The 23072-nt window shown below is 68.0% G+C and carries 25 protein-coding genes and 2 tRNA genes; 12 read left to right on the top strand and 15 right to left on the bottom strand.

Going from position 1 to position 23072, the window contains the following annotated elements; translation table 11 throughout:
- Window positions 1-6: 6 nt before the first annotated feature.
- Both PSV00_RS14990 and PSV00_RS14985 read right to left on the bottom strand, forming a co-directional pair.
- Window positions 7-210: a DUF2892 domain-containing protein gene (locus PSV00_RS14990; protein WP_300448820.1), complete on the bottom strand. Its 204-nt coding sequence runs from the start codon at window positions 208-210 to the stop codon at window positions 7-9.
- On the bottom strand, window positions 207-1526 hold the full coding sequence (locus PSV00_RS14985; protein WP_300448819.1) for an FAD/NAD(P)-binding oxidoreductase: 1320 nt from the start codon (window positions 1524-1526) through the stop codon (window positions 207-209). The genes PSV00_RS14990 and PSV00_RS14985 overlap by 4 nt, the downstream gene beginning before the upstream one ends.
- 147 nt (window positions 1527-1673) lie before the next feature.
- Between PSV00_RS14985 and PSV00_RS14980 the strand changes: the two genes are divergently transcribed.
- The 3 genes from PSV00_RS14980 to PSV00_RS14970 are packed head-to-tail and all read left to right on the top strand — an operon-like array spanning window position 1674 to window position 6315.
- Complete coding sequence (locus tag PSV00_RS14980) at window positions 1674-2018, top strand: rhodanese-like domain-containing protein (RefSeq protein WP_300448817.1); 345 nt, start codon at window positions 1674-1676, stop codon at window positions 2016-2018.
- Window positions 2019-2032: 14 nt separating this feature from the next.
- Window positions 2033-3085 (top strand): efflux RND transporter periplasmic adaptor subunit, encoded by a 1053-nt coding sequence (locus PSV00_RS14975; RefSeq protein ID WP_300448815.1) that lies wholly within the window; start codon window positions 2033-2035, stop codon window positions 3083-3085.
- A complete protein-coding gene (locus tag PSV00_RS14970) occupies window positions 3082-6315 on the top strand; it encodes an efflux RND transporter permease subunit (RefSeq protein WP_300448814.1) in 3234 nt (1077 codons plus the stop codon). Before PSV00_RS14975 ends, PSV00_RS14970 begins: the two co-directional genes overlap by 4 nt.
- Here PSV00_RS14970 and PSV00_RS14965 read toward each other — a convergent pair.
- Entirely contained in the window at window positions 6312-6740 is a 429-nt protein-coding gene (locus tag PSV00_RS14965; RefSeq protein ID WP_300448812.1) for a metalloregulator ArsR/SmtB family transcription factor, read from the bottom strand. The genes PSV00_RS14970 and PSV00_RS14965 overlap by 4 nt on opposite strands.
- Window positions 6737-7384, bottom strand: coding sequence for a peroxiredoxin (locus PSV00_RS14960; RefSeq protein ID WP_300448810.1), 648 nt, complete (start codon window positions 7382-7384; stop codon window positions 6737-6739). The genes PSV00_RS14965 and PSV00_RS14960 overlap by 4 nt, the downstream gene beginning before the upstream one ends.
- 127 nt (window positions 7385-7511) lie before the next feature.
- Here PSV00_RS14960 and PSV00_RS14955 point away from each other — a divergent pair, with 127 nt between their 5' ends.
- The 3 genes from PSV00_RS14955 to PSV00_RS14945 are packed head-to-tail and all read left to right on the top strand — an operon-like array spanning window position 7512 to window position 9723.
- Window positions 7512-8453 carry an MBL fold metallo-hydrolase gene (locus tag PSV00_RS14955; protein ID WP_300448809.1) on the top strand — a complete coding sequence of 314 codons (942 nt, stop codon included), beginning with the start codon at window positions 7512-7514 and terminating at the stop codon, window positions 8451-8453.
- A gap of 42 nt (window positions 8454-8495) precedes the next feature.
- Entirely contained in the window at window positions 8496-8918 is a 423-nt protein-coding gene (locus PSV00_RS14950) for a TIGR01244 family sulfur transferase (protein ID WP_300448807.1), read from the top strand.
- A gap of 7 nt (window positions 8919-8925) precedes the next feature.
- Complete coding sequence (locus PSV00_RS14945) at window positions 8926-9723, top strand: sulfite exporter TauE/SafE family protein (RefSeq protein WP_300448974.1); 798 nt, start codon at window positions 8926-8928, stop codon at window positions 9721-9723.
- A 29-nt stretch (window positions 9724-9752) separates the two neighbouring features.
- Here the strand turns inward: PSV00_RS14945 and PSV00_RS14940 are convergent.
- From PSV00_RS14940 to hppD, 7 genes are all read right to left on the bottom strand, one after another.
- A tRNA-Leu gene (locus tag PSV00_RS14940) sits at window positions 9753-9837 on the bottom strand.
- Between the two features lie 281 nt (window positions 9838-10118).
- A complete protein-coding gene (locus tag PSV00_RS14935; protein ID WP_300448805.1) occupies window positions 10119-11129 on the bottom strand; it encodes a fumarylacetoacetate hydrolase family protein in 1011 nt (336 codons plus the stop codon).
- A gap of 45 nt (window positions 11130-11174) precedes the next feature.
- Window positions 11175-11840, bottom strand: coding sequence for a hypothetical protein (locus PSV00_RS14930; protein ID WP_300448803.1), 666 nt, complete (start codon window positions 11838-11840; stop codon window positions 11175-11177).
- An 89-nt stretch (window positions 11841-11929) separates the two neighbouring features.
- The gene (locus tag PSV00_RS14925; protein WP_300448801.1) at window positions 11930-12202 is read right to left on the bottom strand and encodes a hypothetical protein; all 273 of its coding nucleotides are present in this window, start codon (window positions 12200-12202) and stop codon (window positions 11930-11932) included.
- Window positions 12199-12669, bottom strand: coding sequence for an isoprenylcysteine carboxylmethyltransferase family protein (locus tag PSV00_RS14920; RefSeq protein ID WP_300448799.1), 471 nt, complete (start codon window positions 12667-12669; stop codon window positions 12199-12201). Before PSV00_RS14920 ends, PSV00_RS14925 begins: the two co-directional genes overlap by 4 nt.
- Window positions 12666-13823 carry an isoaspartyl peptidase/L-asparaginase gene (locus PSV00_RS14915; protein WP_300448797.1) on the bottom strand — a complete coding sequence of 386 codons (1158 nt, stop codon included), beginning with the start codon at window positions 13821-13823 and terminating at the stop codon, window positions 12666-12668. Before PSV00_RS14915 ends, PSV00_RS14920 begins: the two co-directional genes overlap by 4 nt.
- 90 nt (window positions 13824-13913) lie before the next feature.
- Complete coding sequence (hppD, locus tag PSV00_RS14910) at window positions 13914-15017, bottom strand: 4-hydroxyphenylpyruvate dioxygenase (protein WP_300448795.1); 1104 nt, start codon at window positions 15015-15017, stop codon at window positions 13914-13916.
- A gap of 159 nt (window positions 15018-15176) precedes the next feature.
- On the opposite strand from hppD, the gene PSV00_RS14905 reads away from it, so the two are divergent.
- From PSV00_RS14905 to PSV00_RS14895, 3 genes are read left to right on the top strand one after another with little or no spacing between them, the layout of a single operon-like run.
- Window positions 15177-15752 carry a YqaA family protein gene (locus tag PSV00_RS14905; protein ID WP_300448792.1) on the top strand — a complete coding sequence of 192 codons (576 nt, stop codon included), beginning with the start codon at window positions 15177-15179 and terminating at the stop codon, window positions 15750-15752.
- Between the two features lie 43 nt (window positions 15753-15795).
- The gene (locus PSV00_RS14900) at window positions 15796-16335 is read left to right on the top strand and encodes a disulfide bond formation protein B (RefSeq protein WP_300448789.1); all 540 of its coding nucleotides are present in this window, start codon (window positions 15796-15798) and stop codon (window positions 16333-16335) included.
- Window positions 16319-16903 carry a demethoxyubiquinone hydroxylase family protein gene (locus tag PSV00_RS14895; RefSeq protein ID WP_300448786.1) on the top strand — a complete coding sequence of 195 codons (585 nt, stop codon included), beginning with the start codon at window positions 16319-16321 and terminating at the stop codon, window positions 16901-16903. Before PSV00_RS14900 ends, PSV00_RS14895 begins: the two co-directional genes overlap by 17 nt.
- A gap of 19 nt (window positions 16904-16922) precedes the next feature.
- Here PSV00_RS14895 and PSV00_RS14890 read toward each other — a convergent pair whose 3' ends face one another.
- The 3 genes from PSV00_RS14890 to ppa all read right to left on the bottom strand — a co-directional run bounded on the left by PSV00_RS14890 (window position 16923) and on the right by ppa (window position 20427).
- Window positions 16923-17900, bottom strand: coding sequence for an esterase-like activity of phytase family protein (locus tag PSV00_RS14890; RefSeq protein ID WP_300448783.1), 978 nt, complete (start codon window positions 17898-17900; stop codon window positions 16923-16925).
- Window positions 17897-19783, bottom strand: a complete 1887-nt coding sequence (gene cobT, locus PSV00_RS14885) for a cobaltochelatase subunit CobT (protein ID WP_300448781.1) — start codon at window positions 19781-19783, stop codon at window positions 17897-17899. Before cobT ends, PSV00_RS14890 begins: the two co-directional genes overlap by 4 nt.
- 83 nt (window positions 19784-19866) lie before the next feature.
- The gene (ppa, locus tag PSV00_RS14880) at window positions 19867-20427 is read right to left on the bottom strand and encodes an inorganic diphosphatase (protein ID WP_300448779.1); all 561 of its coding nucleotides are present in this window, start codon (window positions 20425-20427) and stop codon (window positions 19867-19869) included.
- 134 nt (window positions 20428-20561) lie between these two features.
- Between ppa and PSV00_RS14875 the strand changes: the two genes are divergently transcribed.
- Window positions 20562-21248, top strand: a complete 687-nt coding sequence (locus PSV00_RS14875; RefSeq protein ID WP_300448777.1) for a DUF599 family protein — start codon at window positions 20562-20564, stop codon at window positions 21246-21248.
- 239 nt (window positions 21249-21487) lie between these two features.
- Here the strand turns inward: PSV00_RS14875 and PSV00_RS14870 are convergent, their stop codons facing one another.
- Window positions 21488-22342 (bottom strand): N-formylglutamate amidohydrolase, encoded by an 855-nt coding sequence (locus PSV00_RS14870; RefSeq protein ID WP_300448774.1) that lies wholly within the window; start codon window positions 22340-22342, stop codon window positions 21488-21490.
- A 139-nt stretch (window positions 22343-22481) separates the two neighbouring features.
- On the opposite strand from PSV00_RS14870, the gene cpdR reads away from it, so the two are divergent.
- Together cpdR and PSV00_RS14860 are read left to right on the top strand one after the other, a co-directional pair.
- Window positions 22482-22838 carry a cell cycle two-component system response regulator CpdR gene (cpdR, locus tag PSV00_RS14865; protein ID WP_300448772.1) on the top strand — a complete coding sequence of 119 codons (357 nt, stop codon included), beginning with the start codon at window positions 22482-22484 and terminating at the stop codon, window positions 22836-22838.
- A 138-nt stretch (window positions 22839-22976) separates the two neighbouring features.
- Window positions 22977-23051, top strand: a tRNA-Val gene (locus PSV00_RS14860).
- Window positions 23052-23072 lie beyond the last annotated feature (21 nt).

Genomic DNA, 23072 nt, shown 5'->3' with positions numbered 1-23072 from the left:
CCCGGTCTAGCGGAAGGCGCAGCCGGACTTGAGGCCGAACGCCCTGAACACCAGGGCGGCCGGGCAGAAGCCGGTAAAGGCCGACTGGATCAGGTTCAGGCCGGCGAAGACCGTCAGGGCGCTCCACCACGGATTCACCGTCAGGCTGAGCGCCACGCTGACCAGGATGACGGTGCCTGCGAAGGCGAGGACGGCGCGGTCGAGGTTCATGCTTGATCTCCGGACGGGGTCGATGAGGGTTCCTTGAGGCGGTGGGCCCCGATCAGGTCGAGGGCCAGTCGCTCATAGAAGGGCACGCTCTCGCCGCGCTTGACCTTGCCGATGAAATATTTCTCGAACCCGACCTTGGCGAGGTGGACCCATTTGCCGCTGGCCGCCCAGTTGATGTTGCGCGGCGGAATCTGGGGCTGGGCGAAGAAGGCCACGCCGCCGTCGCCGAAATCAGCCAGGCAGATGGCGTTCCAGGTCGCTTCGTTGGTCGGCTCCTGGCCGTTGATTTCCTGGCGCAGATTGTGGGCGATGGCCGTGACCATACTCTCGATCATGAAGCCGGTCTTGGGCACGCCGACCGGCACCGGCGTCGGGCCGACCGGCGGGATGGCGACGCAGACGCCCAGCGAATAGACGTTGTGGAAGGTCGGGTTGCGCTGGTGTTTATCGGCGAGAATGAAGCCGCGTGGATTGACCAGCCCCTCGACCCCGCGGACGGCGGCCACCCCGCGGAACGGCGGCAGCATCATCGAATAGGTGAAGGGCAGGGCGTGGTTCGCCTTGATCGAGCCGTCGTCATCAATGGCCTCGACATGCATCATGCCGGCCTCGACCTTTTTCACCCGGGCGCTGGTGATCCATTTGATGTGGCGGTTGCGCATCTCGCTCTCGAGCAGGCCGCGGGTGTCGCCCACGCCGTCGAGGCCGAGGTGGCCGATATAGGGTTCGGAGGTGACGAAGGTCATCGGCACCCGGTCACGGACCTTGCGACGCCGCAGTTCGGTGTCGAGGATCAGGGCGAACTCATAGGCCGGGCCGAAGCAGGAGGCCCCCTGGACGGCCCCGATAATGACCGGGCCGGGATTGGCGGCCAGGGCGTCGAAGGCGTCGGCGGCGACCTCGGCGTGATCGACGTGGCAGACCGACTGGGTAAAGCCGGGCGTCGGGCCCAGACCCTCGATCTCGTCGAAGGCCAGTTCCGGGCCCGTGGCGATGACCAGATAGTCGTAGTCGAGAACCCCGCCGTCACCGAGATCGATCTGGTTGTCGGCCGGCCGGACGCCGGAGCAGCCCTGCGGCAGCAGGCGGATGTCGCGCTTGCGGAAGACCGGCTCCAGCTGGACTTCGATCGCCTCGCGCTTGCGCCAGCGGACGGCGACCCAGGGGTTGGACGGCACGAAATGGAAGGTGGAGCCCCGGTTCACCACGGTCACGTCGGCCGCATAGCCGAGGGCGTCCTTGATCTCGAAGGCGGCGACAGTGCCGCCGAGACCTGCGCCGAGAATGACGACATGGGGTTTCTTGCTGTCGGCCATTGGCCTGGCTCCCTGTGATGGTGGCGCGCCGATCGTCGACGACCCTTGACGATTACAACATCAACATAATATATGCAAATACGAAACTAATAGTACCCTGCCGACCTCGGCGACAACCAATCAGACCCCAGCGGGAGCCTGCCAGCGATGATCCAGATCAAGGACGTCAAGACTTTTTCGGCCAAGGATGTTCATGCTGCCCACGCGGCGGGGCAGGTCCTGATCGTCGATGTTCGAGAGTCGGGCGAGTTCGCGGCCGAGCGGATCACCGGCGCAATCAACCGGCCGCTGTCGAGCCTCGATCCGGCCCTGTTGGCGGAAATCGCCGATCCGGCGTCGGTCGTGTTCCAGTGCGGTTCCGGCGTAAGGTCGCTGAAGGCCATTCACCTCTGCCGCGCGGCCGGGGTGGCGGTCGACAGCCATATGGATGGCGGCATCGGCGGCTGGAAGGCTGACGGCCTGCCGACGGAACGGCCCGGCGGATTCCGGTAGCAGGAGTGAAGATCATGCGGCTGTCGCTGAACCCCGGGCTGAACCGGATCGCTGCCGTGGCCCTGCTGGGCCTGGCGCTGGGCGTGGCGGGCTGCAGTGCCCCGACTCCCCCGGCCGAAGCCCCGGCCGTCCCCGAGGCCGCGGGTGGTCTCGCTGTGGCTTCCCGCAACATCGCCGACATGAAGCCGGTCGCCGGTGAGGTCACGACCCGCGACATGGGCATGGCCACGGCCCGGATCGGCGGCACCCTGGTGCGGCTGAACGTGCGCGAGGGCGCGACGGTCGGTGCCGGTCAGGTGATCGGGATCGTTCGCGATGACCGGATCAATCTGCAGACGGCCGGGTTCGAGGCCATGGTCCGGGCCGCCGAGGCCGAGGCCGAGCGGGCCCGGGCCGACCTGGCCCGGACCCGGACCCTGTTCGATCGCGGCATCTATGCCCAGGCCAAACTGGATCAGATGGCCGCCGCGGCACGGGCCGCGGAGGGTAATCTGGAAGCGGCGCGGGCCCAGCGGGCCGCCAGTGCCGAGTCTGGAGCCCAGGGGGCCATCCTGGCCCCGACGGCCGGTCGGGTGCTGAAGGCTGATGTGCCGGTCGGTTCGGTGGTGATGCCGGGCCAGTCGATCGCCACGGTGACCTCGGGCCCCCTGGTGGTGCGGGTGCAGCTGCCTGAGGGCCAGGCGCGGGCCCTGCGGGTCGGCACCCGGGTCGAGATGACCCCGAACGGCCCCGGCGGCGATGTCGTCATGGCCCAGGTCGCCCAGGTCTATCCGGCCGTGGACGCCGGCCAGGTGGTGGCCGACATCGACGCGTCGGGTCTCGATGCCAGCCTGATCGGGCGGCGCATCGGTGTGCGCCTGCCGGTCGGCGAGCGCCAGGCGATCGTCATTCCGGCGACCTATGTCGTGAGCCGGTTCGGTGTCGACTATGTGCGTCTGGTGCGGCGCGGGACGGTGGCGGATACGCCGGTCCAGATTGCGCCGGGCCCGTCGGTCTCCGAGGTTGAGGTGTTGAGTGGCCTGGTCGCCGGTGACCGGATCGTCGCTCCGGCGGGGACGGCCCGATGAACCTCGGCTTCTCCGGGCGGCTGACGGCCGCGACGATCAAATCCCCCCTGACCCCGCTGATCCTGATCGCCGCCCTGGCGGTCGGCCTGCTGGCCCTGCTCAGTATCCCGCGCGAGGAGGAGCCGCAGATCAGCGTGCCGATGATCGATATCATCGCCATGGCCCCGGGCCTGTCGGCCCCCGATGCGGTGGAGCTGGTCGGCAAGCCGCTGGAAGCCATCGTCAAATCGATCCCCGACGTCGAGCACGTCTATACGTTCGCCGACGACGACCAGGTCATGGTCGTGGCCCGGTTCAAGGTCGGGACCCATCCGGACAACGCCATCGTCCGGGTCAATGAGCGGATCCAGGCCAATATGGACCGGATTCCGGTCGGGATCGTGCCGCCCCTGATCCAGGTCAAGGGCATCAATGATGTACCGATGCTGACCCTGACCCTGTCGCCGGACGCCGCCAATGCCGGGCGCTGGGACGAGGCCACCCTGCGGCTGATCGCCGACCAGTTGCAGACGGAGGTGTCCAAGGTCACCGACATCGGCACCACCTATATCGTCGGCGGCCAGCCGGAAGAGATCCGGGTCGAGCCCGATCCGGCGCGCCTGGCGCTGCACGGTGTATCACTGGGCGCGCTGATCGATACGGTACGCCAGGCCAACCGCAGCTTTCCCGCCGGTTCGGTGCGCGACGCTGGTCAGGCGGTCTCCGTGGTCGCCGGTCAGACCCTGACCGCCACCGGGGACATCGGCCTGCTGACCGTGCCCTCGAGCACCGGCCAGGCCGTGGCGGTGCGCGACGTGGCCACCGTGGTGCGCGGGCCCGCCGAGGCCCAGTCGCGGGTCAGCCGCTGGTCCCGCGATGCCGAGGGCCACTGGAGCAATGCGCCGGCCGTCACCCTGGCGATCGCCAAGCGCGAGGGGGCCAATGCCGTGGTCGTGGCTGAGGCCGTGTTGCACCGGGTCGAGTCCCTGGAAGGCACGCTGATCCCCGAGGGTCTGCACGTCGCCGTCACCCGCGACTATGGCGAGAGCGCCAATGAGAAGGCCAATGAGCTGCTGATGCATCTCGGCCTGGCGACGGTGTCGATCGTCATCCTGATCGGGTTCGCCATCGGCTGGCGCGAGGCGGCGGTGACGGCGGTGGTGATTCCCACGACCATCCTGCTGACCCTCTTCGCCTCGAACCTGATGGGCTATTCGATCAACCGGGTCAGCCTGTTCGCCCTGATCTTCTCGATCGGCATCCTGGTTGATGATGCCATTGTAGTGATCGAGAACATCGCCCGACACTGGGCCATGGACGACGACCGAACGCGCCAGCAGGCGGCGATCGAGGCCGTGGCCGAGGTCGGCAACCCGACTGTGGTTGCGACCCTGACCGTGGTCGCGGCCCTGCTGCCGATGCTGTTCGTCTCGGGCCTGATGGGACCCTATATGGCCCCGATCCCCGTCAACGCCTCGGCGGCGATGGTCTTCTCCTTCTTTGTGGCCATGGTCATCGCGCCCTGGCTGATGGTGCGGTTCGCGCGCAAGTCGCTGGAAGGCGGCGGTCATGCCGCCCACGATGAGGGGCCGCTGGGCCGGGTCTATCGCCACATCGCCGGCCGGGTGATCGCCACGCGGCGCTCGGCCTGGATATTCCTGATCGCCATCGGCGTGGCGACCCTGCTGTCGATGGCCATGTTCGCGACCAGGACCGTGACCGTGAAACTGCTGCCGTTCGACAACAAGTCCGAACTGATGGTTGTGGCTGACCTGGCCGAGGGCACGACTCTGGAAACTACCCAGAGGGTGCTGGCCGAGGCCGCAGGCGCGGCCCAGACCCTGCCCGAGGTCCAGGCGGTCGATTCCTATGCGGGCACGGCATCGCCGTTCAATTTCAACGGCCTGGTGCGCCACTACTATCTGCGGTCCATGCCGGAACAGGGCGATCTGTCGATCACCCTGGCGGCCAAGGGCGACCGCAAACGGTCCAGCCATGACGTGGCCCTGGAGTTGCGGACGAAGCTGGCCGATCTGACGCTGCCGGCCGGGACATCCCTGAAGGTGGTCGAGGCTCCGCCGGGGCCGCCGGTCATGGCCACCCTGCTGGCCGAGGTCTACGGACCCGACGCCGCCAGTCGGCGCGACGTGGCGGAACGGCTGAAGGCCATCTTCAAGGCCGTGCCCTATGTCGTCGACGTCGATGACAGCTACGGCGTGGCGCGGCCGCGGCTGCGGCTGGTCCCGGACCGGACCCAGATCGAACGGTTCGGGGCCTCCGAGCGCGAGGTGCTGGACTCCATCGGGGCGGTGATGGCCGGCCAGGTGGTGGGCTATGCCCATCGCGGCGAGGGGCGTGACCCGCTGCCGATCGCCGTGCGCCTGCCGCAGTCCGCCCGGACCTGGAGCGAGGCCCTCGCCTCGACCCCGGTCGCCAGTGCGAGCGGTAGCGGCCGTCTGGTGTCCCTGGGCGAGATGGTGACGGCGCAGACCCAGGCCGGCTCGACACGGATCTATCGTCGCGACGGTCGTGACGTCGACATGATCCAGGCCGAACTGGCCGGCCAGTATGAGGCCCCGATCTACGGCATGCTGGAGATCAATTCCCGCATCCGCGACGCTGACTGGGGCACGGGTCCCGTACCGTCGGTGCGGATGAACGGCCAACCGGACGACGAGAGCACGCCGAGCGTCCTGTGGGACGGTGAGTGGGAGATCACCTGGGTGACCTTCCGCGACATGGGAGCCGCCTTCGGCGTCGCCCTGCTGGGCATCTATGTGCTGGTGGTCGCCCAGTTCAAGAGCTTCCGCCTGCCGCTGGTGATCCTGACCCCGATCCCTCTGACCCTGGTCGGGATCGTGATCGGCCACATCCTGTTCGGCGCGCCCTTCACCGCCACCTCGATGATCGGTTTCATCGCCCTGGCGGGGATTATCGTGCGAAATTCGATCCTGCTGGTGGATTTCATCCGCCACAGCCAGGGCGATGGGCGGCCCTTGCGCGAGGTCCTGCTGGAGGCGGGGGCGATCCGCTTCAAGCCGATCCTGCTGACGGCCCTGGCGGCGATGATCGGGGCGGCGGTGATCCTGTTCGACCCGATCTTCCAGGGTCTGGCGATTTCGCTGCTGTTCGGCCTGGCCTCGTCGACCCTGCTGACGGTGCTGGTCATTCCGGCCATCTATATCGTGCTACGCGACGACCAGCCGGCGACGTCGATGCCTGTGACGGAGACGGTCGAGGTCGTGCCCTAGCGGCGCTCGGGCGGCGGGGCCATCCGCGCGAACCGGGCCCGGTCGCCGCGGGGCGGTTCGATGGGCGCGGCGGGCACCTCGTCGGCGAGGCGTTCGGTGACGGCGCGCGGGTCCTTGCAGAAAATCTCGTGCAGCATGGACATGACGGCCAGGGCCCGTTCGTCGGCGATCGAATAGAAGATCGAGCGCGACTCGCGCCGGGTCTTGACCAGGCCCGACTGGCGCAGTTCGGCCAGTTGCTGCGACAGGCCGGGCTGTTTGATGCCGAGGTCCTGCTCCAGTTGGCCGACCGAGCGCTCATCCTGCGAGATGTGGCACAGGATCAGCAGGCGATTGGCATTGCTGAGCTGGCGCAGCAGGTCGGCGGCCTGGGGCGCGCGCGCCTTCAGGGCCTCCATGCCGGCGGGCGTGGTGTCCGGGCTCATGATTTGCGCTCGCGCGTATACCAGCCCTGTCCCCCGGCCTCGGCGGTGAGGGCCTCGTCGAGGGTGACGGCGGCGGGTTCGAGCAGGGGTTCGCCGGCGGTCCAGCCGGCCGGGGTCGAGGCCTGTTCGCGGTCGGTAGTCTGAAGGGCCGTGACCAGCCGCAGCAGTTCCTCGACCGACCGGCCGACGGTCATCGGATACCAGCTGATCGCCCGCACGATGCCGTCGGGATCGATGACGAAGGTGGCGCGGACAGTGGCGCTGTCCGGCGAGTCCGCATCGACCATGCCGTAGGCGGTGCCGATCACCATCGAGGGGTCCTCGATCACCGGGAAGGGGATGCGCACGCCGTAGCGGCGGTCGATATCGGCCAGCCAGGCGATGTGGGCATAAAGGCTGTCCACCGACAGGGCCATCAGGTCGCAGTCCAGGGCGGCGAAGGCCTCGGCCTGCCGGGCCAGAGCGACGAATTCGCTGGTGCAGACCGGGGTGAAGTCGGCCGGGTGCGACATCAGCACCAGCCAGCGGCCGCGATAGTCGCTGAGGCTGCGCTCGCCCATCGTGGTGCGGGCGGTGAAGTCCGGGGCCAGGGCGTTCAGCCGCAGCGGCGGGACGGCGGTGGAGGGTGCGGACGGGTCTTGCATGGTCACTCCGGTGCGGCGCGGCGGCGAATCCAGGGGGAGGGGACGCGGGTCGCGCAGAACAAACTACATACTTGCGCGAACTATGAAAAGATATAGACTTCAAACAACGCCAATATGGAGTTGCCCGATGCCCCGTTCTGCCGCCGATCCCGCGCGCGACCGTGCCGCCGAGGTGGTGCAGGCGGCGCTCTCGGACCCGACGTCCAGGCCGGTCGTCACCTCCTTCTTCGATGAGGCCACCTATACCATCAGCCATGTGGTGCGTGACCCTGGGTCGAGCGCCTGCGCCATCATCGACAGCGTCCTCGACTATGACGCCGCGTCCGGCCGGACCTCGACCGGATCGGCCGACGCCCTGATCGCCCATGTGCGCGGCGAGGGGCTGACCGTCGAATGGCTGCTGGAAACCCATGCCCACGCCGATCATCTGTCGGCGGCCCCCTATCTGCAGGCGGCCCTTGGCGGGCGGATGGCGATCGGCGGCGAGATTGTTCAGGTCCAGCAGGCCTTCGGCGAGATCTTCAACGAGCCCTCGACTTTCCATCGCGACGGCAGCCAGTTCGACGAGCTGTTCCGCGACGGCGACAGCTTCACCATCGGCGGGCTTGAGGCGGCGGTGCTGCATGTGCCCGGCCATACGCCGGCCTGTCTGGCCTATATGATCGGCGATGCGGTCTTTCCCGGCGACACCCTGTTCATGCCGGACTACGGCACGGCCCGGTGTGACTTCCCCGGCGGCGACGCCCGCACCCTGTACCGGTCGATCCACCGGCTGACCTCGCTGCCGGATGAGGCGCGGGTCTTCCTGTGCCACGACTACATGGCACCGCCCGGGCGCACGACCTACGCCTGGGAGACCACCATCGGAGCCGAGCGGACCGGCAATATCCATATCCGCGACGGCGTCAGCGAGGACGAGTTTGTCGCCATGCGCACGGCGCGCGACGCCACCCTGTCGATGCCGAAACTGATCCTGCCGTCGGTGCAGGTGAACATGAACGGCGGCCAGTTGCCGCCGCCCGAGGACAATGGCGTGCGCTATCTGAAGGTGCCGCTGAACCTGTTGTGACGTCCCGGCCGATCCGGGCCCGGGAATCAGAAGGAAGACGTTATGGATATCCGCAAGATCGATGACCGGCTGGCGGCCGCCCCCCAGATTGCTCTGGAGGATTTGAAGGCCATCGCCGGCCTGGGTTATCGCTCGATAATCTCGAACCGGCCGGATGGTGAGGAGCCGGGCCAGCCTGATGCCGCGCAGGTGAAGGCCGCGGCCGAGGCCGAGGGGCTGACCTTCCGGCACATCCCGGTCACCGGAGCGAGCATGGGCCCCGAGGCCGCGGCGGCCATGCGGGCGGCCCTCGACGAGATGCCCGGCCCGATCCTCGGCTTCTGCCGCAGTGGCACGCGCACGACCTGCCTGTGGGGGCTGGCCAATGCCGGCGAACGCCCCGCCGGAGATTTGATCGAAACGGCCCGGGCCGCCGGCTATGACCTGTCGCCGCTGCGGCCGCGGCTCGAGAACGGCCCGGCCTGACGTGGAGATCGCGCCCCATCTCAGCCTGGTCCAGTATCTTCTCGGAGCGGGGTCGGGCGGGCTGGTCGGGTTTTCCCTCGGGCTGGTCGGCGGCGGCGGCTCGATCCTGGCCGTGCCGCTGATCGTCTATGTGGTGGGGGTGCGTGATCCGCATCTGGCCATCGGCACCAGCGCCTTCGCCGTGGCCGCCAATGCCGCGGCCAATCTGGTCAACCATGCCCGGGGCGGCACGGTGAAATGGAAAATCGCCGGCCTGTTCGCCGTGGCCGGGGTGATCGGGGCGCTGCTGGGCTCGACCCTGGGCAAGGCGGTCAACGGCGAGACCCTGCTGGCCCTGTTCGCCGGCCTGATGCTGGTGGTCGGTGTGATGATGCTGAAGGGGCGCGGCTCGACGGGCGATCCGACGGTCCAGCTGACACGCGGCAATGCGCCGAAACTGATCGGTACCGGGACGGCGACCGGCATCCTGTCCGGCTTCTTCGGCATCGGTGGCGGGTTTCTGATCGTGCCCAGTCTGATGTGGTCGACCCGGATGCCGATCTACAATGCCATCGGCTCGTCCCTGGTCGGGGTCACGGCCTTCGGCCTGACCACGGCGCTCAACTATGCGGTCTCCGGCTGGGTCGACTGGCCGCTGGCGGCGGTGTTCATCGCCGGGGGCGTGCTGGGCGGTCTGGGCGGCGCGCGTCTGGCCAAGATGCTGTCTGACCGGCGCGGAGCGCTGACGACGGTGTTCGCGGCCCTGATCTTCGTGGTGGCACTCTACATGCTGTACCGCAGCGCCGGGGCTGCCGGTCTGATCTGATTGATCGGCCGTCTCGATTTCGAGAAAGATGGTGCGGGCGGCCGGGGTCGAACCGGCACTCCTTTCGGAACTGGATTTTGAGTCCAGCGCGTCTACCAATTCCACCACGCCCGCAGTGTCCGCACACCATCGCGCCGGACCCGGCGGTGGTAGCCCGGAGGGTCCGATCCCGTCAACGCGGGAGTGGCGGATGCACCGGTTACGCCTGACCAAAGCTTAATCTGGCTTTTGCATCTGCAGGACGCCCCCGGGTCCTCTCCCGTGTGTCGCGCTCAGCAAAGGAAGGTCGTCATGTCCCGCAAATCCCCGCTCACCGCCTTGGCCGCCCTGATGGTCGTGGCCTCATGCGCGGGGCCGACGCTGGTCATGGCGAAGGATACAGGAAGGGTGGGGCCTCAGGCCGGCGGGGCCACGGTCTGTTCGATGGCCCCGAAGATCGAGTGGTTGGTGTCGTCCAGCATTTCGATCCGCACGGTGTCGCCGTGTTTCAGGAACGGAGTCTCGGCCTTGCCGCGCAGGATGGTCTCAACGGTGCGGACCTCGGCGATGCAGGAATAGCCGAGGCCGCCGTCGGCCACCGGCTTGCCGGGACCGCCGTCAGTGTCGCGGTTGGAGACGGTGCCCGAGCCGATGATGGTGCCGGCGCACAGTGACCGCGTCTTGGCCAGATGGGCGATCAGGGTGCCGAAGTCGAAGGTCATGTCGACGCCGGCGTCGGCCTTGCCGAACGCCTTGCCGTTCAGCTGGACCGCCAGGGTGCCGTGCAGCTTGCCGCCGTTCCAGCGCGGGCCCAGTTCGTCGGGGGTGACGAAGACGGGCGACAGGGCCGAGGCCGGTTTGGACTGGACAAAGCCGAAGCCCTTGGACAGTTCGCCGGGAATCAGGTTGCGCAGGGACACGTCGTTGACCAGGCCGATCAGGCGGACATGGCTCAGGGCCGCCTCGGCCGAGACGCCCTGGGGCACGTCATCGGTCACGACCACGACCTCGGCCTCGAGATCGCAGCCCCAGGCTTCATCGGCCAGGGGGATGGGGTCGCGCGGGCCCAGCATGGAGTCGGACGCGCCCTGATACATCAGGGGGTCGGTCCAGAAGCTGTCGGGCATTTCAGCATTGCGGGCCTGCCGCACCAGGGCGACGTGGTTCACATAGGCCGAGCCGTCCGCCCACTGGTAGGCGCGGGGCAGGGGGGCGGCGGCCTCGCGTTCGTGGAAGCGGCCACGCGGCACGCCCTCATGCTCCAGACTTTCAGCGAGGGCCCGCAGCAGCGGTTCGCAGCGCGCCCAGTCATCGAGCGCCGCCTGCAGGGTCGGGGCGATCAGGAAGGCGTCCGTGAACCAGTGCAGGTCCCTGGAAACAACGACGAGGCGGCCGTCCCGGCCGTGCTTGAGCGAGGCGAGTTTCATAGCTCAGGCTTAGGCGGTTTTGATCCGGGAGGAAACTGTTCGCTGTCAGTGATGCGCGGCTTGTTCGACCGGGGCCGTGTGGCACAGGGCATGGCGCGCCTTGCGCAGTTCGTCCAGACGCAGGGCCTTTTGGGACCAGTGGTCGTGAAAGGTCCCGATGGCGCTGCGCAGGGCAGCGGCGCGTTCGGCGTCCGTCATGTCGCGGTCCGTCACAGGCGGTGCGGGCGCGGGTGGAGTGGCGGCAGGGGCCGCGCCGCAATCCTCGCCATTGACGACGATCTGGCTGTTCTGGAGCACGGTCACGTGGGGCGCGCAGGCCGCGGCGGTGGCCACGGCCCGGTCATCCTTGATCTTGCCCTTGATGGCCTTGTCGAGAGGCCCCAGCGGCGTGTTCAGTCCTCCGGCCAGGTTCAGGACCGGACCCAACCGGGCGGTGATCTCCTCACGCAGGGCCCTGGCCCGGGCCAGCAGCTGGTCGCTGTTGGCTCCCATGGCCAGAAGGCAGGCGGTGTGGATGGCGGTCCAGATCTCGTCGGCGGCGTCGGAATCCTTGCGGCCGAACAGGTCACGGGCGAACCAGGTCAGGACAATGGCCAGGGCCAGCAGCAGCAGGAAGCCGGCCAGCAGGACCGGCGACAGGCTGAAGAAGACGTCCGGCGCGACCGTGTCGAATCCCCCGCCGTTCTGAAACTCTGACGGATAGTGCGTCATTCAGCCGATGCCCCAAGTTGTGCGCCCGCATGTTGCCGTCGCCAGCCGGATTGGCAATCGAAAAGGTTAACGCGGGTCGGTGAACGGGGTCAGTCGGGGGCGGTGATCAGGGCCCGGGCCTCGGCTGCCTGCTGTCCGCCGGCAACGCGGACCTCGATCTCGACGGCGATGGCCCCCTTGGGTTCATGGGACCAGAGGTAGCGACGCTCGATCTCGACCTCGCGACCCGAGGGAGCGAAGCCGGTGAAGGTGTCGCCCCAGGGGGTGATCCGTTTCAGCTCCGGCCATTTCAGGGCGCAGGCGGAGTCCAGCTCCTCGATGGCCATGGTGGACAGTTCGTCGTCGGCAACAAAGGCGGTCACAGCCATCTCCTGACCCGGGCGCAATAGGCCTGGTAGGCCGCGCCGAATTTGGCGCCCAGATAGCGTTCCTCGCGGGCGATGACAAAACGGTCGACGGCCAGCAGGCAGGGGAAGAGCAGGCCCAGGGCGAACCAGCTGTCCATGGCCACGGCCAGGCCGACATAGGTGATGGCGAAGCCGACGTAGATCGGGTTGCGGCTGAAGCGGAAGGGCCCGTCGGTGACCAGGGTGGTCGACGGCTTCCAAGGCTCGACGGCCGTCGCCCAGCGGCGGAACAGGCCCGCCGCCATACCATCCAGCAACAGGCCGACGATGATCAGGCCGATGGCCAGACCGCGCCGGAACTCCAGGGTCAGACCCAGGTCCGGGCCCTTCAGCCAGACGTGCAGCCCCCAGCCGATCGCGAGGAAGCCGAAATAGATCAGCGGCGGCGGCAGAACGACGCCGGGATGGTCGCGCTGGCTCACGGGCGCAGGGCCTCGTCGCCGTAGATGGCGACCCGGGCAGGCGCCTCGGCCGAGACGGCACCGCGGTACATGCCGGAGGTGTTCATGGCGAAGGCGGGTGTTCCGTCCAGGCCCATCACAATGACTCCGCCGTCGCCGCCGAGGGAGCCGACATCGGCGATCTCGGCCTCGGCCGCGGCCTGGTGTGGCGAGCGTTCGTGAACCATGTGGAGGGTATCTCTGTCCGAAGCGCGATCGGCGGCGTCGGCCTGCGTGAGGGCGGCCGCGACATCAGCTCCATGAGAGTCCCGCAGAGCCCGAGTCCTCGCACAGATGTCCCGTGCCACGGTGGCGCGGATGAAATACTCGCCCGAGCCCGTGGCCGAGACGGCGCAGCCGTCCCGGTTCGAGGCATAGGTTCCGGCCCCGAGCACCGGCACGTCACCGACCCGGCCCCAGCGTTTGGCGGTCATGCCGCCGGTCGAGGTGCCGGCGGCGAGCCGGCCCTGACTGTCCAGCGCCACGGCACCGACCGTGCCGAATTTGCGCTCGTTCAGCGGCGGCGCGGGCAGGGTGGTCTCGGCCATCGACCCGGGCGCGCCCGCCGGCCGTTCCGGAATGGGCAGGTTCTGCGCCCGCAATGCAGTTTCCAGGCCGCGCCAGCGGCGCTCGGTGAAGAAGAACGACGGATCGACCTGTTCCAGCCCGACCGAGGCGGCGAAGGTGTCAGCCCCCTCACCGATCAGCATGACGTGCGGCGACTGTTCCATCACGGCGCGGGCGACGGCGATCGGGTGGCGGGTGGTGGTCAGGCCGGCGACGGCCCCGGCGGTCAGGTCCGAACCGTCCATCACGGCGGCGTCCAGCTCATTGCGTCCGGCGGCGGTGAAGACCGCCCCGCGTCCGGCGTTGAACAGAGGATCATCCTCCATCAACTCGATGGCGACCTGAACGGCGTCGAGCGACGAGCCACCGGCGGCCAGTACCGCCGACCCGGCCGTCAGCGCACGGTGCAGGGCGGCGCGATAGGCGGCGTCCTGTTCCGGCGACAGATCGGCGCGTTCGATGACGCCGGCCCCGCCGTGGATGGCGAAGGACCAGGCGGGGGCCTCCTGGGCGGAGGCGGCCCCGGCGAGACCGGTGGCCAGACAGAAGGCAAGGATGGCGGACTTCATGACGGGCCCCTCCCGGGCAGGATTAGCGTTGCAGCATGGCCGGCAGGATCGGCGCGGGTTCTTGCGACCGCGTCCGACCCCGAGCGGAACTCAGGCGTCGACCTTGATGACGCCACGACGAATCTGGTCCAGCTCGATCGAGTCGAACAGGGCCTGAAAATTGCCTTCACCGAACGCCTGGTTGCCCTTGCGCTGGATGATCTCGAAGAAGATCGGCCCGAAGGTGTCCTGGGTGAAGATCTGCAGCAGCAGGCCCTCCTCATCGGACCCGTCGATCAGAATCCGGTTCAGCCGCATCCGGGCTACGTCCTCGCCGTGGTTGGGCAGGCGTTTGTCGATCAGTTCGAAATAGGTCTCGATCGTATCCTGGAAGGGGATACCGCGACGCCTGAGCTCTTCGACCGTCTCGAAGATGTCGTCGGTGGCCAGGGCGATATGCTGGATGCCTTCGCCGTTGTAGCGCTTCAGGAATTCCTCGATCTGGGAATTCTCGTCCTGGCTCTCGTTCAGCGGGATGCGGATGGCCCGGTCGGGGGCGATCATGGCCTGGGAGAAAAGGCCGGTCGCCTTGCCCTTGATGTCGAAATATTTCTGCTCCTCGAAGGCGAAGACGTCGCCGTAGAAGCCGGACCAGGTGCGCATCTGGCCGCGCCGGACGTTGTGGGTCAGGTGGTCGAGCATGAACAGGCCGACGTTGTTCTTGCGTTCGGCTTCTTCCCAGCCCTCGATCTCGTCCCAGCTGTCATAGAGCGAACCGGCCTCGCCGTAGCGGTCCACCAGATAGAGCAGCGACCCGCCGATGCCCTGCAGGATGTAGGGATAGTCGCCGCCCAGGGCCCCGCCGCCGGTGTTTTCGGCCGGGCGACCCCCGCGCTTCACCGCGCCCTCGAAGGCGGCTTTCGCATTGGAGACCCGGAAGGCCATACCATTGGCCGACGGGCCGTGTTCGCGGGCGAATTCCGCCGCCTGGCCCCTGGGCGTCCGGTTGACGATCAGGGTGATGTCGCCCTGTTTCAGGCGCACGGCTCCCGTCTTCGGGTTCACATGGGTCGGGGTGAAGCCCATCAGCTCCAGCCGGCTGACCATGGCCTCGGGCTCGGGGCCGGTGAATTCGACAAATTCAAAACCGTCGACGCCGAGCGGATTTTCCTGGTCGAGGCGGACGGCGGCATCGGATTGGGGCGCGTCATGCATGGGAGCGTCTCCTGAAAGGGGTGGCGGCGTCACGCCGCACTGTGGCGCGGAACCTAGTGATCCGGACCGCCTTAGCCAACCCGCCGCCCGAACACGATCTGGAGGGTGCGTCCGTCCGCGACGCCTGCTAGAGGCGGTGTGACGACCGGAAAGGACCCCATGCTTCGCAAGATGTACGACTGGGTCTTCGCGCTTGCGCGAAGCCGACACGCAACCCCGGCCCTGGCGGTCGTCTCGTTCGCCGAGAGTTCCTTCTTTCCGATTCCGCCCGATGTGATGCTGTGCCCGATGATCCTGGCGCGGCCCGAGCGGGCCTATTTCTATGCCGGAGTCTGCACGGCGGCCTCGGTGCTGGGGGGAATCCTCGGCTACGCGATCGGCTATTTCCTGAATGATGTGGGCCTGTGGGTCCTGAATCTGATGGGGCACGGCGACGGGCTGGAGCATTTCAGGTCCTGGTTCGCCGACTGGGGCCTGTGGGTGATCCTGATCAAGGGTCTGACCCCGATCCCCTACAAGCTGGTGACCATCGCCTCGGGTCTGGCCGCGTTCAGCTTCCCGGTCTTTATTGCCGCCTCGGTGGTGACGCGCGGGGGGCGGTTCTTCTTCGAGGCCTGGATTCTCAAGAAATTCGGCCCGGCGATGCTGGCCGTGGTGGAAAAACGCCTGGCCCTGTTTTCGATCATCGGCGTGGTCCTGCTGGTCGCCCTGATCGCTCTGGTGAAGCTGCTGTAGCGATCCATCGACGGACCCCGCGCAGCGGTCTATGACTAGGCCGATGACCGACCTGTTTCGTCTCCTGACCCGCTGGTGGACCGCCTTCGCACTCGGCATTTCGTTGGCGATGCTGGCGACGGCCCATGCCTTCGAGCGCTTTGCCGGGCTGTCGCCGTGCAATCTGTGCCTGCGGCAGCGCGAGGTCCTGTGGGGGGCGGTGACCATCGCCCTGGCCGCGACCCTGTGGGCCCTGGTCAGCCGGGCCAGCCGCGGTACACCGCGGATTGCGTCCTTCCTGCTGTTTCTTGTCTTCCTGACCGGCACGGTCACGGCCGCCTTTCATGCGGGCGGCGAACTGCACTGGTGGGAGCTGCCGGCGACCTGTGCGGCGGGGGCCGGCGGGCTGGATCTTGAGGCGGCCCTTAACTCTCTCGCCCTTGGCACCGGTCCGGTGGCACGGGTGCCGATGTGCGACGCCGTGGCATGGAGCTGGCTGGGCCTGTCCATGGCAGGGTGGAATGCGTTGATATCGGCTGTCCTCGCCATCATCAGCCTGCTCGCCGCCAAACGGCCCAAGGATGCCCGTGCCCCCGCAAAATGACGCCGACGATTGCCGTATTCCCCTGCCCCGTCCGGGTCGGGGAGCCGGTCGCGCGCGCCGGGCCGAGATCCTGAGGGTCGATCACGCCGGGGAATATGCCGCTGTTCACATCTACCGGGCCCAGCAGGCGGTGTTCCGCGGGCGGGTCGGCCATGAGGCCCTGGCTGCCGACCTGGGCGAGATGGGTGAGCAGGAGGCCGTGCATCTGGCGCGGTTTGACGCCCTGCTCAACGCTGAACGGGTGCGGCCGACCCTGATGACCCCGGTCTGGCGTCTGGCGGCGACCGCGCTCGGGGCCGGGACCGCCCTGATGGGCGAGAAGGCGGCCCATGCCTGTACCGAGGCGGTCGAGAGCGTGATCGAGCAGCACTATGCCGAACAGATCGCTGAACTGGCCGACCGTGATCCCGCCCTGGCCGCCGAACTGACGCAGTTCCGCGACGAGGAACTGGCGCACCATGACCATGCGGTTGAACAGGGCAGCCGCGACGCTCCGGGTCACCGGCTGCTGAGCGCAGTGATCAAGGCCGGATGCCGGGTGGCGATCAAGGTCAGCGAACGGGTCTGACCGCCGGCCGGTGCGGCCGTCAGTGGCGGGCGACGACCACGTCGAACGCCAGCAGCAGGGTGCGCTGCGTCTCACTGAAATTATCGTCGGACAGCAGATAGAGTCGCGTTCCGGCCGGCGTGGCCACGGCGGCGATCCCCTCGAAATTGTCGACCGTTCCAGGGTGTTTCAGCTCGATCAGAACCGGGCCGAGGCTGCCGTCGCCCGCCATATGCCGCACCCGGGCCCGCACGTCGGCCGGGGCCTGGAACCGGCGCTGGACCACGAACCAGCCGGCGCCGGCCGGATCCCTGTCCAGTCCGGTGATCCGGTAGTCGGAATCGGCCAGCAGTGGCTCGGGCGGCGCGACCATGGTGTGACAGCCGGCCGGTGAACAGTCCCAGACGCCACCGGATTCCCCCACTGCGCGCCAGCCGCCGGGCCCGGCGCTGAGGCCCTCCATTCCGTCATTTCCCGGAAAGGCGAAGTCGGGGGCGGCGACGGCGACCGGCCGCGAGCCGGGTCGGGCGACCGGGCCGTAGTTCCAGATGCGGTGGTCCCGCTCGAAGCTGATCAGCAGATCCCCCGAGGCGGTGATGACCAGGCCTTCGGCATCGCCATCGACCTTTTCCGTAATCGGGCTGCCGTCGGTCAGGGTCAGACGGCGGACGCGGGGCTGGTCCAGGCCGGTCAGGCGACCGTGACGGTCCAGCCGCAGCCGGGCCCGGGCCAGGTCGCCGGAGTCCGATACGCTGATCAGGTCGCCGTCGAGGATCTTCAGATCCGACAGGCCATGCAGCGGGGTGGTTTCGGGACTGATGACATCGATGCCACCGGCAAAGCGTACGCCCGGCGACAGCTGCGCGCCCGGCAGGAGGCCGAGGCCGACGGGGCGAATCCGGGCCGCGACCGGGGTCCAGCCGTCGACGGCCTCCGGAATATAGGGGGCGGGCAGGCTGGCGCAGGCGGCCAGGGCGAGGGTCGCGGCCAGGGCTCCAAGGCGTCTGAAAAGGCTCACGCGGCTCTCCGGGGCCGGGGCCGGCCACCGCCGCGCTCGATCGTCTTGGGCTTGGCGTCGAACAGTTCGGCCAGTTTTTCGATGATGACTCCGCCCAGCTGTTCGACGTCAACGATGGTTACGGCGCGGCGATACCAGCGGGTCACGTCGTGGCCGATGCCGATGGCGATCAGTTCCACCGGCGAACGGGTCTCGATCTCCTCGATCACCTGACGCAGATGCTTGTCCAGATACAGGGCGGCATTGGCCGACTGGGTCGAGTCATCGACCGGTGAGCCGTCGGAGATGACCATCAGGATTTGTCGCGATTCGGGCCGGGCCTTGAGGCGGTCGTGGGCCCAGGTCAGGGCCTCGCCGTCGATGTTTTCCTTGAGCAGTCCCTCGCGCATCATCAGGCCGAGGTTCTTGCGCGCGCGCCGCCAGGGCGAGTCGGCCGCCTTGTAGATGATGTGGCGCAGGTCGTTGAGCCGGCCGGGCATGGCCGGCTTGCCGGCGCTGATCCATGCCTCGCGGGACTGGCCGCCCTTCCAGGCGCGGGTGGTAAAGCCGAGAATCTCGACCTTGACCCCGCACCGCTCCAGCGTCCGGGCCAGGATGTCGGCGCAGACCGCCGCCACCATGATCGGGCGGCCGCGCATCGAGCCGGAATTGTCGAGCAACAGGGTCACCACCGTATCGCGGAACGGGCTTTCGCTTTCGGCCTTGAAGGTCAGGGGCGCGGTCGGGTCGGTGATGATCCGGGTCAGGCGGGCGGTGTCCAGAACGCCTTCCTCGAGATCGAAGGCCCAGCTGCGGTTCTGCTGGGCCATCAGCCGCCGCTGCAGCTTGTTGGCCAGGCGGGAGACGATGCTGCTGAGGGCCGTCAGCTGCTGGTCCAGCAGGGCGCGCAGCCGGTCCAGCTCCATAGGGTCGCACAGGTCGGCGGCGTCGATGACCTCGTCGAAGGCCGTGGTGAAGACCCTGTAGGCATCGATCGCCCGGCCGTCGTCGGCGGTCTGTTGCCGGTTGGGCAGCGAGCCGTCGTCCAGTTCGGGCCCGTCCTCGGCGGCGTCTCCGTCAGGATCGGCCGGGCTGCCATCAGGGCGGGCGTCGCGCTCATCCTCGGCCGACTGGTCGTCAGAGGTGCCCTCCATCGACTGGCCGCCCTCGCCGCCGGAGTCCTCCTCGTCGTCCTGATCGTCGGCGGCGTCCGGCTCCTGCGGGTCGGGCTCGTCCTCGCCCTGGTCCTCGGAGGCGTCGTCGCCCCGCCCGTCGCCCGGATCCATGTCCAGCGCGCGCAGGACGTCACGAAGCTTGAGGGCAAAGGCCTGCTGGTCGTCGGCGGTCGCCGCCAGGGCGTCCAGCTGGTCTCCGGCGCGGGATTCGATGTCGGGGCGGACCAGATCGACCATGGCCCGGGCCCCGTCGGGAGTGGGCAGGCCGGTCAGCCGTTCCCGCACCATCAGGGCCAGGGCCTCGGGCACGGAGACCTGTTCGGCGTCCGCAGCGCGCAGGGCACCACTTTTTTCGAGCCGGGCGAGCAGGGCCGCGCCCATATTGGCGCGCACCCCGGCCAGGGACTGGGAGCCGACGGCCTCGATTCGGGCCTGTTCGACCGCCTCGAACACCTCGGCGGCGCGGCTATCGGCCGGACGCAGACGGCTGTGCAGGCTCTCGTCGTGATTGGCCAGGCGCAGGGCCAGGCGGTCGGCCTGACCACGCAGGGTGGCGCTGTCGGGGCCGGACGGGTCCCGGGGCGGATGTGGCAGGGTCAGGAGGCCGTTATGCAGTTTCGGGCCGTCGGAGCCGAAGACCACCTCCAGCTCGGACTGCTCCGCCAGCGCGCGGGCCGCATGGGCCAGCGCGCGCTTGAAGGTCTCGGCGGGAGTGTCGGCAGCGGCCATGGGGCAGACATAGCGGAGATGGCGCGGAGGGGAAGTGCGACATCGTAATTCTCCCGCCCCGGACGGGGCGGGAGTCGGGGGCCTCAGGCGGCGTTGGCCTCGATCGCTGCCTTCAGCTTGGCCTGGTGGGCGCGCATACCCTCGACGATCAACTCGGCGGCCTCTCCAGCGTCACCCCAGCCCTTGACCGAGGTTTCCTTGTTCTTCTCCAGATCCTTGTAGCGGGTGAAGAAATGCTGGATCTGCTCGACCATGATGTTGGGCAGCTGCCGATAGCTGGCGATGTCCGTGTAATAGGGGTGCAGGGCGTCGACCGGCACGGCGAGGATCTTCTCGTCCATGCCCTTTTCGTCTTCCATGATCAGCACGCCGATCGGGCGCGAACGGATCACGCAACCCGGCACGACCGGGGTCGGGTTCAGCACGATGACGTCGCAGGGGTCGCCATCGTCCGACAGGGTGTGCGGAACAAACCCGTAGTTGCCGGGATAATACATCGCGGTGTGCAGGAAGCGGTCGACGAACAGGGCGCCCGACTCCTTGTCCATCTCGTATTTGACCGGGAGACCGCCTTGCGGGATCTCGATGATCACATTCAGGTCCCAGGGCGGATTGGGGCCGACGGGAATGGCGTCGATGTTCATGGTTGAACCGTATTGTGCAACTGCGAAGGGGAGGCGGGCGTGATAGTCCGGGTCGGACCGGGGAGCAAGGCTGACTTGCTCCTGCACCCGTCCGGCGGCAGGACAATGGCGAAGCCGGACGCAAGGAGCGGACAATGACGATCCCTGATATCGCGGCCCTGGGCCTCTTCATGGTGTGCTGGCTCGGCTACGGCCCACTGCTGGACGTCCTGGCGCGGCGCAGCGGCACGCTGAATGACGACATGATCCTGGTCCGGCGGGCCTGGATGCGGGTGATGGTCCATCGTGAGGTCCGGATCGTCGACAGCCAGTTGATGGGTCATACGATCAATTCGGCGTCGTTCTTCGCCTCGACCAACCTGCTGCTGATCGCGGCCGTCGGCGGCATACTGTTCGGCGGCGAGGGTGCGCTGCGCGGCGTGGCCGCCGTGGGGGCCGAGGCTGTGCCCCTGCATCTGCTGGAGGGCAAGCTGGCGCTGATTCTGGTCTGCCTGGCCCGGGGGCTGCTGGACTTCATCTGGTCGATCCGTCAGCTCAACTACACCCTGGCCCTGATCGGGGCGGCCCCGGAAATCGCCGAGGAGGCTGATCGTGCCGCCCTGGGCGAGGCGGCGGCGGCCTTGCTGAACCCGGCCCTGAGCGCCTTCAGCCAGGGGGTGCGCGGCTATTATTTTGCCCTCGCCTCAGCGGCCTGGCTGTTCGGGCCCTGGTGGCTGGCGGCTGGCGTGACCTCGGCCTTTGCCCTGCTGATCTGGCGGCAGGCCGGTTCGCCCGCGGCCCGGGCCGTCCGCACCGCGCGACGGCTGCTGGAGATCAAATAGATCGCGATCCTGCCGCAATGAATCGAATCCCGGCATGGATCATGCGCTTGTGGCGACAATGGATGCTGAAATGCGGTGAGATATGCCGTAACAGGCCGTGATCGCAGGTGCGAGATGGCCACTTGACGGATTGTGCGCTGCAACCTAACTTTCTTGACGACGCCTCCGGGCGTCATGCCCTTCCTGGGCGTTTCCTCCCTATAGACTTCAATGCCGCGCCCCCCGGGTGCGGCATTTTTTTATGGCGTGGCGGCACACAGGCCGGCGATCACCCTCTGCAGTCCGCTGGCACATCGCGACCAGCCCGGGCCGGGCTGGCGGGTCACCTCGTCGAAATACAGGCCGCGGTTCAACTCGATCTGGATGGCCTCGAAACCGTCAGTCGGTCGACCCCAGATTCGGGTGGAATAGCCGCCCGGATAGGGCTGGTTCAGTGCCACCCGCCAGCCCAGTTGTTCGAAAGCGGTGCGCAGGCGGCGGGTCAGACCCGTCGCGCAACTGGTCCCGTAGCGATCACCGAGCACGACATCGGGGCCGGTTACCCCGCCATTGATCCGTGCCGGCATCGAGTGCCAGTCGATCAGGACGGCCCGGCCGTGGCGGGCGTGGGTGGTCTGCATCAGGCCGGCGAGGGCCGCGTGATAGGGGGTGTGGACCCGCGCGATCCGGTCCCGGGCCTCCTGCAACGGCAGCAGGCGGTCATACAGCGGGCGGCCGTCCCCACCCAGGCGCGGCAGGATACCGAAGCCCGCAGCGACCTTGGCCGAGAGCGGCCCCCTGGCGACATCGCTGACCAGTCGGGGGTCCAGTTCGACCGGGTCGCGGTTCAGGTCAAGATAGGCGCGGGTGATCTGCCCGGCGATGACGACGGCTCCGTGACCGGGCCCGCAGGCGATCAGCCGGTCGACGAGGGCGTCTTCCGTGCTGTGCAGGCTCTGCGGCGGGAGATCCGTCCGCGCGCCGAGATCGGCGGGACAGGCCTGACCCGAGTGGGGCGAGGCAAACACGAACGGTCCGGGCGGGATCAGGGCCGGGCTGATGGTGAATCCGCCGCAGGCCGTTGATCCCTCCGCGTCCAGTGCCGCGTCTGTCATCTGTGGGTCCATGGCCGACGTGTCCGCATCATTCCCCGGAAAGGTACACAGGTCGGGCCCGGGGATAGTGCTGTTTTTCATGGCCGGTTTACCGTTCCGGGCCTAGCCTCCCGGTTCAAGATCAAGGGATGACCTGGGCATGGCGCGAATTCTGCTGGCTGAAGATGATGGTTCGCTGCGGGGTTTCCTGACGCGGGCCCTGGAGCGGGCTGGCCATTCGGTGGTCGATTGCGAGAATGGTGACGACGCCATCGATGCGCTGGATCAGGGTCCCTGGGACCTGCTGCTGACCGATATCGTCATGCCCGGAGCCGATGGCATCGAGGTCGCGCGTGTCGCTGCCGCCCGCCAGCCGGGTATCCGCATCATGTTCATCACGGGTTTCGCCGCCGTGGCCCTGACCGCGGCCCAGGCCTCACCCCAGGCCAAGGTGCTGTCCAAACCCGTTCACCTCAGGGACCTGGTGACTGAAGTCGAGCGGATGGTCGCCGCCTAGACCGGCCGTCAGCCCGGGCGCTTCGGACGTTCAAATTCTTTTGTGAGCGCTTGCGGCGTCTTGGCGCTTGCAGTTCCCGCGGCGACCGGGTTATAGACCGCTCCTTCCCGTTCCGGACCTGTCCGGAACCGTTTCGGCGGATGCGTAGCTCAGCGGGAGAGCACCTCGTTGACATCGAGGGGGTCACAGGTTCAATCCCTGTCGCGTCCACCATTCCTTTTCCTGATAGCCGAT

Source organism: Brevundimonas sp. (assembly GCF_029945885.1).
Taxonomy (GTDB): Bacteria; Pseudomonadota; Alphaproteobacteria; order Caulobacterales; family Caulobacteraceae; genus Brevundimonas.
Note: the sequence above shows the minus strand (reverse complement) of the source record. Positions and strands in the feature narration are given on the sequence as shown.